Source organism: Plantactinospora sp. WMMC1484 (assembly GCF_049315195.1).
GTDB lineage: Bacteria > Actinomycetota > Actinomycetes > Mycobacteriales > Micromonosporaceae > Plantactinospora.
Window position 1 is genome coordinate 5608992 of sequence record NZ_CP186055.1, and the last position, 12575, is coordinate 5621566.

Annotated in this window: 9 protein-coding genes; 5 read left to right on the top strand and 4 right to left on the bottom strand. The window is 71.9% G+C overall.

All coding sequences use genetic code 11. The features are described 5' to 3' along the window. The first annotated feature begins 34 nt into the window (after nucleotides 1–34). Nucleotides 35–3439 (top strand): glycosyl hydrolase family 95 catalytic domain-containing protein, encoded by a 3405-nt coding sequence (locus ACN28C_RS24435; protein WP_422769858.1) that lies wholly within the window; start codon nucleotides 35–37, stop codon nucleotides 3437–3439. 87 nt (nucleotides 3440–3526) lie between these two features. Here the strand turns inward: ACN28C_RS24435 and ACN28C_RS24440 are convergent, their stop codons facing one another. Next, nucleotides 3527–4294 (bottom strand): SDR family NAD(P)-dependent oxidoreductase, encoded by a 768-nt coding sequence (locus ACN28C_RS24440; RefSeq protein ID WP_422769859.1) that lies wholly within the window; start codon nucleotides 4292–4294, stop codon nucleotides 3527–3529. A gap of 82 nt (nucleotides 4295–4376) precedes the next feature. Further along, on the bottom strand, nucleotides 4377–5063 hold the full coding sequence (locus ACN28C_RS24445; protein WP_422769860.1) for a TetR/AcrR family transcriptional regulator: 687 nt from the start codon (nucleotides 5061–5063) through the stop codon (nucleotides 4377–4379). 263 nt (nucleotides 5064–5326) lie between these two features. Between ACN28C_RS24445 and ACN28C_RS24450 the strand changes: the two genes are divergently transcribed. Next, the gene (locus tag ACN28C_RS24450; RefSeq protein ID WP_422769861.1) at nucleotides 5327–6556 is read left to right on the top strand and encodes a mechanosensitive ion channel family protein; all 1230 of its coding nucleotides are present in this window, start codon (nucleotides 5327–5329) and stop codon (nucleotides 6554–6556) included. A 33-nt stretch (nucleotides 6557–6589) separates the two neighbouring features. On the opposite strand, the gene ACN28C_RS24455 is transcribed toward ACN28C_RS24450, so the two are convergent. Beyond that, on the bottom strand, nucleotides 6590–7414 hold the full coding sequence (locus ACN28C_RS24455; protein ID WP_422769862.1) for a MerR family transcriptional regulator: 825 nt from the start codon (nucleotides 7412–7414) through the stop codon (nucleotides 6590–6592). 151 nt (nucleotides 7415–7565) lie between these two features. Between ACN28C_RS24455 and ACN28C_RS24460 the strand changes: the two genes are divergently transcribed. After that, nucleotides 7566–8408: an SDR family NAD(P)-dependent oxidoreductase gene (locus ACN28C_RS24460; protein WP_422769863.1), complete on the top strand. Its 843-nt coding sequence runs from the start codon at nucleotides 7566–7568 to the stop codon at nucleotides 8406–8408. A 122-nt stretch (nucleotides 8409–8530) separates the two neighbouring features. Here ACN28C_RS24460 and ACN28C_RS24465 read toward each other — a convergent pair whose 3' ends face one another. Continuing rightward, nucleotides 8531–9523, bottom strand: a complete 993-nt coding sequence (locus ACN28C_RS24465) for a hypothetical protein (RefSeq protein WP_422769864.1) — start codon at nucleotides 9521–9523, stop codon at nucleotides 8531–8533. 261 nt (nucleotides 9524–9784) lie between these two features. On the opposite strand from ACN28C_RS24465, the gene ACN28C_RS24470 reads away from it, so the two are divergent. Both ACN28C_RS24470 and ACN28C_RS24475 read left to right on the top strand, forming a co-directional pair. Next, entirely contained in the window at nucleotides 9785–10939 is a 1155-nt protein-coding gene (locus ACN28C_RS24470) for a LacI family DNA-binding transcriptional regulator (protein ID WP_422769865.1), read from the top strand. 29 nt (nucleotides 10940–10968) lie between these two features. Beyond that, the gene (locus tag ACN28C_RS24475; protein ID WP_422769866.1) at nucleotides 10969–12567 is read left to right on the top strand and encodes an FAD-dependent oxidoreductase; all 1599 of its coding nucleotides are present in this window, start codon (nucleotides 10969–10971) and stop codon (nucleotides 12565–12567) included. Nucleotides 12568–12575 lie beyond the last annotated feature (8 nt).

Genomic DNA, 12575 nt, shown 5'->3' on the forward strand with positions numbered 1-12575 from the left:
CCCCCGGCCCCCCTCGGACGAACCGGAGAGGTTCATGGATGACCCCAACCGGCGGCCCGCGCCGCGCCGACTCACCGCCGCCACGCTGGTCGCGGCGGTGAGCATGGTCCTGCCCGCCTGGTCCACCGGCACGCCCGCCTCCGCCGCACCCGACATCGGCCCGGGCGCCACCGCCGTCGAGACCGGCGACCCGCTCACCCTCTGGTACGACGAACCCGCCGCCGACTGGGAGACCCAGGCCCTGCCGATCGGCAACGGCGCGCTCGGTGGCATGGTCTTCGGTCGCGTCGCCGCCGAGACCGTGCAGTTCAACGAGAAGACACTCTGGACCGGCGGCCCCGGCTCGGCCGGCGGCTACAACTTCGGCAACTGGACCTCGCCCCGACCCGGCGCCATCGCGGAGGTGCAGCGGCTGATCGCCGAGCGCGGCCGGCTCAGCCCGGAGGAGGTGGCGAGCCGGCTCGGCCAGCCAAAGAGCGGCTTCGGGTCGTACAACACCTTCGGCGACCTGTCGCTGCGGCTCGCCGCGGACCCCGGGACGGTCGGCGACTACCGCCGCACCCTGGACATCGGCCGGGCGGTCGCCACGGTCTCCTACACCGCCGACGGGGTGCGCTACACCCGCGAGTACTTCGCCAGCCACCCCGACCGGGTGCTGGTGGTCCGGCTCAGCGCCGACCGGCCCGGCCGGATCGCCTTCACCACCGGGGTGACCGCCCCGGACAACCGGTCGAAGACCGTCACCGCCAGCAACGGCCGGATCACCTTCGTTGGCGCTCTCCACGACAACAAGCTGCGCTACGAGTCGCAGATCCAGGTCGCCGCCGAGGGTGGCACGGTCACCGACGGCGCCGACGGCACGGTCGCGGTGGCCGGCGCCGACGCCGCCACGGTGGTGCTCGGCGCCGGCACCGACTACGCGGGCACGTACCCGACGTACCGGGGCGCCGACCCGCACGCCGCGGTGAGCGCGGCCGTCGACGCGGCGGCCACCAAGCCGTACGCCGAACTGCTCGCCACGCACGTCGCCGACCACCGTGCCCTCTTCGACCGGGTACGCCTCGACATCGGCCAGCGGATGCCGGAGATCCCCACCGACGAGCTGCTCCGCGCCTACCGGGGCGGCGCATCGGCGGCGGACCGCGCCCTGGAGGCGCTCTTCTTCTGCTACGGCCGCTACCTGCTGATCGCCTCCTCCCGGGCCGGCTCGCTGCCGGCGAACCTCCAGGGCGTCTGGAACAACTCCACCAACCCGCCCTGGTCCGCCGACTACCACGTCAACATCAACCTCCAGATGAACTACTGGCCGGCGGAAACGACGAATCTCGCCGAGACCACCGCGCCGCTCTTCGACTACGTGGACGCGATGGTGCCGCCGGGCCGGGTCACCGCCGAGCAGATCTACGGCAACCGGGGCTGGGTGGTGAACAACGAGACCAACCCCTACGGCTTCACCGGCCTGCACGACTGGGCGACCTCGTTCTGGTTCCCGGAGGCGGGCGCCTGGCTGGCCCAGCACTACTACGAGCACTACCGGTTCACCCGGGACGAGACCTTCCTGCGCGAGCGGGCGTACCCGCTGATGAAGGAGCTGGCGCTCTTCTGGCTCGACGAGCTGGTCGTCGACCCGCGCGACGGCACCCTGGTCGTCTCGCCGAGCTACTCGCCGGAGCAGGGCGACTTCACCGCCGGCGCCTCGATGTCGCAGCAGATCGTCTGGGACCTCTTCACCAACACGGTCGAGGCGGCCGGGATCCTCGGCGGCGACGGCCGGTTCCGCCGGGAGCTGCGTGAGGCGCTGGCCCGGCTCGACCCGGGGCTGCGGGTCGGTTCCTGGGGGCAGCTCCAGGAGTGGAAGGAGGACCTGGACGATCCCGGCAACGAGCACCGGCACGTCTCGCACCTCTTCGCCCTGCACCCGGGCGCGCAGATCACCGCGCTGCGGGATCCGGAGCTGGCCGCCGCCGCGCAGGTGTCACTGACCGCGCGCGGCGACGGCGGTACGGGCTGGAGCAAGGCATGGAAGATCAACTTCTGGGCGAGGCTGCTCGACGGCGACCACGCGCACAAGATGCTCACCGAGCAGTTGCGGCAGAGCACGCTGGCCAACCTCTGGGACACCCACCCGCCGTTCCAGATCGACGGCAACTTCGGCGCCACCGCCGGGGTCGCCGAGATGCTGGTGCAGAGCCAGAGCGGTGACGTACACGTGCTGCCGGCCCTGCCCACCGCCTGGCCGACCGGGTCGGTTTCCGGGCTGCGGACCAGGGGCGACCTGACGGTCGACGCCGCATGGTCCGGCGGCGCCGCCACCGAGATCGCCGTCACCGCCGGCCGGACCGGCGAGGTCACGCTGCGCAGCCGGCTCTTCGCCGGGCCGTACCGGCTGGTCGACGCGACCACCGGCAAGCGGGTGCAGCCGCGCGGTAACGGCGAGAAGGTCACCTTCACCACCCGCAGGGGTCACCGGTACGTCGCCACCGCCCAGGTCGGCTTCGAGATCGAGGCGCCGGAGACGATGGAGGCCGGCCAGTCGGGCACGGTCTCGGTGACGGTCCGCGCCCCGGGCGACCGCACCGTGCCGGCGTCCCGGCTCAGGCTGGTGCTGCCGGCGGGCTGGAGCGCCCGGCCGGGTCGGGTGGAGGTGCCCCGGTTGCGGCCCGGTGACTGGCAGGTCTACCGGTTCACCGTCACGCCGAGCGTCGAGGCGGCGGCCGGACGCAATCGGATCGAGGCGCGGCTCGGGCACGACGACTGGCGAGCCTCGGCGGTGACGTCGATCCAGTTGCCGGTGCCGCCGCCGTGTCCACGGCCGGCACCGGGCGTCCCGCTGGTCGCCTGGGACCCGACCGCCGGGGAGACCGTCGCCGACCAATCCCCGAACGGGCGCGACGCGACGGTGCAGACCGGTGCGGCGTACGCCGACGCGGGGCCGACCGGCAGCGCACTGGTGCTGGACGGCAACCGGTTCCTGCGTACCGCCCCGACCAGCCTCGGCTACCTCGAGACCGCGACCTTCGCGGCGGAGGTCAGGGTGACCACCAGCGGCAGCTACCGGCGGCTCTTCGACTTCCAGCCCGGCGGCGACCCCGGCACCGACGGCATCCTGATCGACCTGACGCCCGGCAACCAGCTCCGGTTCATCGGCGCCGGCACCGGGGTGACCAGCGACGCCACGATCCCGGTCGGACGCTGGGTCGACCTGGTGGTCACGATGGACGACGACGGCAGCATCGTCGTCTACCTCGACGGCCAGCGGGCCGGCACGGCGAAGGTGCCGGACGGCGGCATCGTCGGCTGCGCCACCCGGGAGCTGCGGTTCGGCGCCGACCAGGACGGCGGCCAACGGCTGACCGGTGAGGTCGACCGGATGGCGATCCTGCCGGAGGCGCTCCCGGCCGACCAGGTCGGCACCTGGCAGGCCCGCGTCTTCGGCTGACCCCGACCAGCCACCCGCTCCCCCGCCGCCCGGCGGCCGGCCCGATCCGGGGCGCCCGTCGGGCGGCATCCTGTCCTGCCGGCCCTCCTACGCGGCGGTCAGGCCGCCGTCGATGGCGAGCGCTGCCCCGGTGACGAACCTGCACTCGTCGCTCAGTAGGAAGGCCACGAACGCGGCGATCTCGCGGGGCTGCCCGACGCGTCCGACCGGGTGCGTCGCACCGGCGGCACGGACGGCCGCCTCCGGGTCCGGACCCGGCATGCCACCGCGCAGCAGCGGCGTGTCGACTCCGCCGGTGACGAGCGCGTTGATCCGCACGCCCGAGGCTGCCACGTCGAGCGCGGCCGACCGGGTGAGCCCGACGACGCCGTGCTTGGCTGCGCCGTAGGCGGCCATGCCGGCCGTACCGGTGACACCGAGGTTGGAGGAGTTGTTCACGATCGAGCCGCCACCCGACGCCTGCAGGGCGGGAATCTGGTATTTCAGCCCGAAGAAGACGCTGTTCAGGTTGAGTGCCAGCTCGGCGTTCCAGGCGTCGCCGTCGATCTCGCTGACGTGGCCGTACGCGGTGGCCGCGCCGACGTTGTTGAATGCCCCGTCGAGCCGGCCGTAGTGACCGATCGCGCGCCGGACCAGCTCCGCGACCTCGGCCTCCACCGTCACATCGGTCGGCACGAAGATCGCGTCCCGCCCGGCGGAGTGCAGTTCGGCGGCGAGTGCGTCGCCGGCTTCCTTTCCGCGTGCCGCCAGGACGACCTTCGCGCCCTCGGCGGCCACCCGCTCTGCGACGGCCCGCCCCATGCCGGAGGTGGCGCCGGTGACCAGAATGACCTTGTCTGTGAAACGTGCGGACATTGATAGATCGCCTTGTCTCGAAGGTGGAATTTCGAAGTTCCAGAGGGGTTGTGAAGGTCTGCGCCGGTCGGGCGACCGCCGGCTAGTTCGTGGACGGCCTTTCCGGCAGTCCTGCCGGGCGGATCTGTGGTCCGGGCCCGTCGAGATGGGTCCGTCCGGGCGCGCGCAACCCGTCGAGCAGGAGCGTGACGACCCGCCGCCAGCCGTCAGGGCCGGCGTCGACGCCGAGACAGTGATCCGTGTCCATGCCGGCGCGGGAGCAGATCAGAATATCCTGCCAGGTCACGTCGTCGCGCAGGTAACCTGCCGCCCGCGCCCGCTCGGTCAGCCTCGCGACAGCGCCCTGGAGTGCGGCGGTCCGCTGCGCGAGTTCGGGAGACGGCGGCCGTTCGCACGCCGCGGTGACCTCGGCCAGGCCCCGACTGTCCCGATGCGCTCCGGCGAGTTCCAGCACGAACTCCGCGAGCCCGTCCCATGGATCCGCGCGTTCCATGCAGAGCCGTGCGGCCTCGCAGAGTTCGTCGTATAACCCGAGCACCACGTAGTCGAGCAGCGCCTCCTTCGTGCCGAAGCGCCGGTACAACGTGCCCACCCCCACGCCCGCCGCCGTCGCGATGTCCAGGGCCGAGACGTCGAGGCCACGGGAGGCGATCGCCTCGCGTGTCGCGGTGATCAGCTGGCGCCGGTTGCGCTGCGCGTCGGCGCGGGTGGCGGACGCGTGCTCCGGGTCAGACATCCGGAGCCCGCCTCCCGGGCCCAGATCACTCATGAGGAGCTCCCTGTCTCCGTACGCCTTCAGAAGGCCGTCACTAGACGGACGGGAATCGTCCGCTTACACGACGGTATCCGAGACGGACGACCGTCGTCCGCTTTTCCGGGGCCGACGGGGGTGATCCCGCTCACGCCGACCCAGCCCGTCCCTCATCGACCTCGGCGTGCGTCGGCGTGGCAAACGATGCCGCCGACGGGCCCGGCGCCGGGTAGGGTCTGCCGATCGGTGACGGTCCGGTTTTGACGGAGGGGAACCCCGGTTTGCGTGACAACCTGATCAGCCTCGGGATCATCGCCGGCGCGGCGGTCGGCGCCGTCATCCTGGTGACGGTCGCCTACCGGATACTGCGCTACCTCGGTCGCCGCTCGATGCTCCTGGCCGAGCTGGCCCGGCGGGCCTATCCGCCGACGGCGGTGATCGCGGCCCTCACGGCGGTCTGGCTGGCCGTTCCGGCCGCCACCAGCAACGGCTGGCACGAGCCGTTCTTCCGGATGGTCCTGCTCGCCGTGATCGCCGCCGTCGGCTGGCTGATCGCCGCGCTGACCGACGTCGCCGCCGAAACGGCGCTGCGGAAATTCCGGTTGGACGTCCGGGACAACCTCTCCGCACGGCGGGTGCACACCCAGATCACCGTGATCCGCCGGGTTGCCGTCGCCGTCATCGCGGTACTCACCATCGGGGCGATGCTGGTGACGTTTCCGCAGGCTCGAGCGGTCGGCGCCAGCGTGCTCGCCTCCGCCGGACTGGCCGGGATCGTCGCCGCGCTCGCCGCGCAGAGCATGCTCGGAAACGTCCTCGCCGGCCTGCAACTCGCCTTCGGCAATGCACTGCGGCTCGATGACGTGGTCGTGGTGGAGGGTGAGTGGGGCCGGGTCGAGGAGATGACCCTCGGCTACGTGGTCGTCAGGATCTGGGACGAGCGCCGGCTCATCCTCCCGTCGTCGTACTTCACCTCCACACCGTTCCAGAACTGGACCCGTACCGACGCCTCGGTGCTGGGGACGGTCGAGATCGACGTGGACTGGTCGCTGCCGGTGGAGGAGATGCGCCGCGAGATGCGCCGGATCGTGGAGGGAGAGTCGGACGGCCTGTGGGACGGGCGGGTCTGCGTCCTCCAGGTCACCGACGCGACCGGAGGCATGGTCAGGGTACGGCCGCTGGTCAGCGCCGCGAACAGTTCGGCCCTGTGGGATCTGCGCTGCCTGGTCCGGGAGAAGCTGGTCGCCTGGGTCCAGCGGCAGCAGCCGTCCGCGCTCCCGCGGGTGCGGGCGGACCTCGAGCCGGCCGGCGGAGGAGCGGCGCAGTTGCCGCCGACCGACGGCGATTCGTCCCCCGACGGTGGGTCGTCCCCCGCCGACGGCGCGGAGAGCGCTGCGGGCAGCACGAGGGACAGCGGAGTGGAGAGCGCCGACAGTGCCGGCAGCCCGGGGAGTCCGGATGGCGCCGACACCGGGTCGCGTCCAGCGGCGCCGGCCCAGCGCAGCGACTGACGGGCGGCGCCCGCGCATATTGCGAGCAGATCCTTACGCCGGGTGCCGCAGCGGGGTGACGCGGAACACCGGCCAGCCGATCTCGGTGCGCCACCGGTCTCGGATCGCGGTGTCCCGAGGGCCGACGAGATAGTTCTCGTTGATCGGTCCGTCGACGGCCAGGGCGTGCGTCACCACCCAGGCACCGAGGCGGCCGTAGGTGACGTCGATGTCGTCGTGCGGGCCGGCGTGGACGGTGACGGCGAGATCGGTCGCCGGGAGCTGGACGACCTGGATCCGCCCGGATGCGGCGGGGCGCCGGACGGCCCGGAAGACGGTCATGGCACCGGCGCCGTCGGTGAAGAGTTCGTTGGCGTAGCGGCCACCGGGCGGGCCGGTCCGCTCGGCCGGTGGAAACGCCGCGTCCAGTTCGGCCAGCGCGGTGTCATACCAGGCGATCGCGTCATCGAGCGCGACGTGGTCGCTGATTGCCGCGACCGTCCGGGCGGCAACGGTACGCAGTTCGACCCGCAGATCGTTCGGGGCGGGATGCAGCAGCTGCCGCAGCGACACGACGGCGGACCGGGTGCGATCCAGCTCCTGTTCGAGCCGGCGCAGATGGCCGTTGATCAGGTCGGCGCGCCGCTGCGGATCATCGGCGCGGAGGATCGACCTGACCTCGGCCAGCGGGACGTCCAGCTGGCGGAGCCGGTGGATGACCTGCGCGGGCGGGATCTGCTCGGCGGAGTAGTAGCGATAGCCGGTGAACCGGTCGACCACTGCCGGCTCGAGCAGCCCCGACTCGTGATAGCGACGAAGCGTCCGCACGCTCAGCTGGGTGAGCGTGGCGAACTCGCCGATGGTCAGGCCGGGGCGCATCCGCCCAGTCTGCCTCCTGGACTCTCTCCCTGCGGGAGGTCCCAGGGTGGGGTCATGGACGGCGTTGCCGTGCCGGTCATCCGGTCGATCATCGGATAATGGTCCCTTTTCGCCCGTAACAAGCGTAGAAAGTATTCTGGGGTATTCATCCATGAGAACGTGGTTCATTACCGGCGGCACTCCGGGCGGGTTCGGCATGGCCTACGCCGATGCCGCGCTCGACCTCGGCGACCGCGTGGTGCTGACCGCCCGGCGCCCCGACGAGCTGCGGGACTGGGCGCACGCCTACGACGACCGGGTGCTGGTGCTACCCCTGGACGTCACCGACCCGGAGCAGGTGCAGCAGACGGTACGCAAGGCCGAGGCGCACTTCGGCGGCATCGACGTGCTGGTCAACAACGCCGGCCGTGGCTGGTACGGGTCTATCGAGGGCATGGCCGACCCGGACGTACGCCAGATGTTCGAACTGAACTTCTTCGCCGTGCTCTCGGTGATCCGGGCCGTGCTGCCCGGCATGCGCGCCAGGCGCAGCGGGTGGATCGTCAACATGTCCTCGGTGGCCGGCCTGCGTGGCGTGACCGGGTTCGGCTACTACAGCGCCACCAAATACGCGATCGAGGCCGTCACCGAGGTCCTCCGCACCGAGGTGCGGTCCCTCGGCATCCGGGTGATGGCGGTCGAGCCCGGGGCCTTCCGCACCCGGGCCTACGCCGGCTTCGCCGACGAGCCCGTCACCGAGACCATCGCGGAGTACCGGCCGATGCTGGCGGAGATCCGCGCCGCAATGATCGACCAGGACGGCAACCAGCCCGGAGATCCGCGCCGTGGAGTCCTCGCGGTCGTCGCCGCCATGGCGCAGGAGTCGCCGCCACACCGCCTGGTCCTCGGCAGCCACGGGTTCGACGCCGTCGTCAGCACTCTCGAGGAGACCCTGGCCGACATCCGGGCGTCCGAGCCGCTCTCCCGAGGCGCCGACTACCCGGCCGCCCCGTAACGTACCTTCGTGGTCGACCACCGGCGGGCTCGCGCACTCGATGCGCGAGCCCGCCGGTGAGCCGCAGGCGGGCTGCGCGGCATCGGGGGCGAAGAACTTCGCCGGGGTGCGGGGCCCCGGCGTCAGACGGCGCGGGCCACGCAGATCCGGGCGCCCAGCCGGGGGCCGGCCTCGTAGAGCATGTACGACACGCCGCCGTCGGTGCCAAACGCGGGTGATGCGGTCCGCCCGTTGTCCGAGGCGATCGGGCGGTGGAAGACGCCCAGGTGCACCTCGCGGTCGAAGTTGTTGCCCACCTCCGTCAGGTACATGTTGCCGGTGTTGCCGTGATATGCCAGGTACGCGGTGCCGTTGCGCTTGAGCAGGTGGGCCGCGGAGATGTCGACGCAGCCGTCGGGGGTGGGCGAGACCAGCGGCGTGGGTGAGAACTGCCAGCCGCTCCACCCGTCCGGCGACCAGCCCCAGAAGATTTTGCGGGTGCCGGGGCCGACCGTGTGCACGGCCATGAAGACCATCACGTAGCGGTTGCCCCTGCCCGCGACCGCATGCTCGAAGACCCGCGCGTAGGAGGTCTCGGTGGTGTTCGGCACGAGGTTGGTGGAGAGGATCGGGGTCTCGTCGGTGAAGTGGACGCCGTCGGTCGACCTCGCCACCCGGGTCGTGTGGTTCTCACCGTGGAAATAGAGGTAGAACTGCCGGGTCGGGGCGTCCCACACCACGTGCGGCGACGCGACATGGCTGACCGTCACGCCGCCGGGCAGGTTGCGATCGACTATCGGGTTGCCGGCGTACTCGGTGTAGGGGCCTTCGAGCCGGTCCGCGTAGGCGAGGCAGATCCCGCCGGGGGCGTCGTGCGGGCCGTAGTAGAGGTAGTAGCGGCCGAGCCGGTTACTGATCTTGTCGTAGACCCCACGGACGCACGGAAAGATGAACTCGCCGGTCGGGTTGTAGCGCAACGGTCCGGCGAAGGCGTCGCGCACGTACCGGTAGCTGGGGAAGCCGACGGGTCCGGCCAGCGCGGGGGTGGCGGCACTCAGGCCGGCGACGGTGCCGCCGGCGACCGCGGCGGCGCCACGTAGCAGCGTGCGCCGGCTGATGTCAGGGGTACGGGCCATGGGACGGTCCTCCGGTAACCCTCGGTGATTCGGCGTCCAGAGATGGACGTCGCTCGTTGGTCGAGAAGTCAATCCCGCCGGCGGAGGCAGGTCAAGATGCTAATACGAATTAGCAAGCGCACTTCGGCGATATTTTCCTCGACCTGAGGTCTTGACGAGCGGGCGGTAGCAGTGGCTACAGTTCACGCCAACGAAACCTGATACGTATTAGCTAGAAACGGATGCGTACCCAGCGTGACTGAACCGCGGAGCAGCAGGCGCGTGACCCAACAGGACATCGCGCGGATGACCGGCGTGAGCCAGGCGACGGTGTCGCTGGTCCTGAACGGCCGCGCCGACAACGACGTCCGGATCGCGCCCGACACCCGTGCCCGGGTGCTCGACGCCATCCGCAGCACCGGCTACGTCGCCGACCCGATCGCCCGCCGCCTCGCCGCCCGGCGTAACCGCATCCTCGGCGTCTTCACCTACGAGCCGGTGTTTCCCGCCGGCACCGGCGACTTCTACCACCCGTTCCTGGTCGGCATCGAGCAGGGCGCCGAGTCGCTCGGCTGCGACCTGCTGCTGTTCACCAGCGCCCCCGTGGTCGGCGGCCGACGCCGGATCTTCCACGAGGACAACCGGCTGCGCCTCGCCGACGGCTGCGTCCTGCTCGGTCGCTCGCTCGACCGGGACGAGCTGGCCCGGCTGGTCGCCGAGGGGCAGCCCTTCGTCTCCGTCGGCCGGCGCGACGACGCCGGTGGCCCGGTGCCCTACGTCGGCGCCGACTATCCCGGGGCGACCACGGCGATCGTCGAGCGCGCGGTCGCGCTGGGGCACCGCACCCTGGCCTACGTGGGCCAGGGCAACCACCCGGCCGGCCCGGCGCCGCAGACCGGGCTCGACGGCCGGGACCGGCCGGCCGCACCGGAGTCGCACGCCGACCGCGAGCGCGGGTTCCGGGCCGCCGTCGCCGCCGCCGGGGTCACCGGCATCCACGAGCCCGTCGAGGACCGCGCCCCGGCCGAACTGCTCGACTCGCTGCTCGCCCGGGGCGTGACCGTGGCGCTGATGGAGGAGTACGCGGACGGTTTCGCCATCGTCGCCGCGGCCCGCGAGCGCGGCCTGGAGATCCCGCGTGACCTCTCCGTCGCGGCCCTCGGCGACCCGACCCGACCCGCGCCCTCCGATGTGGACTTCACGATGTTCCGGATCCCCCGGCGCCAGATGGGTTGGCAGGCGGTCGAGGTGCTCACCGGACTCATCGAGGGCACCACCGGCCCGCAGACCGGCGGAGCCCGGCCCGGCGCAGGACAGCGGCGGGACCGGACCGGGGCGGACGCCCACGACGACACCGGACGCGGCCGGCAGCACCCGTCGCAGATCCTCCTCGACTGCGAACAGGTCGAGGGCACCACGCTGGCTCCACCCCGATGACCAGCCACGCGGCAAGGAAAGGGCAACTGTTGTCAGAGTTGACGTGCGACCTGCTGGTCGTCGGCGGAGGACTCGGCGGCGTCGCCGCCGCGCTGGGCGCGCTGCGTGCCGGCCGGCGGGTCGTGCTCACCGAGGAGTACGACTGGCTCGGCGGCCAGCTCACCAGCCAGGCCGTACCGCCGGACGAGCACAGCTGGGTCGAGCAGTTCGGGGTCACCGCCTCCTACCGGGCACTCCGGGAGGGCATCCGGGACCACTACCGCCGCTGGTACCCGCTGACCGACCGGGCCCGCGCCGACCGCCACCTCAACCCGGGCGCCGGCCACGTCAGCCGGCTCTGCCACGAGCCACGGGTCGCGGTGGCGGTGCTGGAGAGCATGCTGGCGCCGTACCGGGGAAGTGGTCGGCTGGTCGTCCTCCAGCCGGCCCGGCCGATCTCCGCCGACGTCGACGGCGACCGGGTGACCGCGGTGACCGTCGCGCACCGGGACCGCGAGGTGACGATCACCGCGCCGTACGTCGTGGACGCCACCGAGACCGGCGAACTGCTGCCACTGACCGGCACCGAGTACGTCACCGGTTTCGAGTCGCGGGCCGAGACCGGCGAGCCGAGCGCCCCCGACGAGGCGCAGCCGGCCAACATGCAGGCGGTGTCGGTCTGCTTCGCGGTCGACCACGTCGACGGCGACCACACCATCGACCGGCCGGAACGGTACGAATTCTGGCGCTCCTACCAGCCGCCGTTCTGGGGCGACCGGCTGCTGTCGTTCCGGGCGCCGCACCCGCGCACGCTGGAAATCACCGAGCGCTCCTTCACCCCCAACCCGGACGACGATCCGGCCCTCGTCGTGGCCGACCAACGGCGCGACCCGGGTGACGGCAACCTCTGGACGTTCCGCCGGATCGCGGCGCGGCGCAACTTCCGGGACGGCTTCTACGACAGCGACATCTGCCTGGTCAACTGGCCGCAGATCGACTACCTGGAGGCGCCGGTCATCGACGTCGCCGACCCGGCGGCCGGGATCGCCGCGGCCCGCGAGCTGTCCCGCTCGATGCTCTACTGGCTGCAGACCGAGGCGCCCCGCCCGGACGGCGGCACCGGATTCCCCGGGCTGCGGCTGCGTGGCGACGTGACCGGGAGCGCCGACGGACTCGCCCAGGCGCCCTACATCCGGGAGTCCCGCCGGATCCGCGCCCGATACACGGTCGTCGAGCAGGACCTGTCACTGGCCGTACGCGGCGACAAGGGCGCGGCCTCCTATCCGGACAGCGTCGGCGTCGGCATGTACCGGATCGACCTGCACCCGTCGACCGGCGGCGACAACTACATCGACGTCGCGTCCTGCCCGTTCGAGATCCCGTTGGGTGCGCTGCTGCCCCGCCGGGTCACCAACCTGATCGCGGGCGGGAAGAACATCGGCACCACCCACATCACCAACGGCTCCTACCGACTGCATCCCGTCGAGTGGAACGTCGGCGAGGTCGCCGGCGTACTCGCCGACTTCTGCCTGGCCCGCCGGACCACCCCGGCCGCCGTACGCGACACCCCCGGCCTGCTGGCCGACTTCCAGAACCGTCTCACCGCCGAGGGTGTCGAGCTGCGCTGGCCCGACGTCTCGGGCTACTGAGAGGAACC

Bases quoted from the DNA above. Each gene is read 5' to 3' on its own strand.
- ACN28C_RS24455 (WP_422769862.1), bottom strand. From the start codon at position 7,414: ATGCGCCCCGGCCTGACCATCGGCGAGTTCGCCACGCTCACCCAGCTG.
- ACN28C_RS24465 (WP_422769864.1), bottom strand. From the start codon at position 9,523: ATGGCCCGTACCCCTGACATCAGCCGGCGCACGCTGCTACGTGGCGCC.
- ACN28C_RS24460 (WP_422769863.1), top strand. From the start codon at position 7,566: ATGAGAACGTGGTTCATTACCGGCGGCACTCCGGGCGGGTTCGGCATG.
- ACN28C_RS24440 (WP_422769859.1), bottom strand. From the start codon at position 4,294: ATGTCCGCACGTTTCACAGACAAGGTCATTCTGGTCACCGGCGCCACC.
- ACN28C_RS24435 (WP_422769858.1), top strand. From the start codon at position 35: ATGGATGACCCCAACCGGCGGCCCGCGCCGCGCCGACTCACCGCCGCC.
- ACN28C_RS24445 (WP_422769860.1), bottom strand. From the start codon at position 5,063: ATGAGTGATCTGGGCCCGGGAGGCGGGCTCCGGATGTCTGACCCGGAG.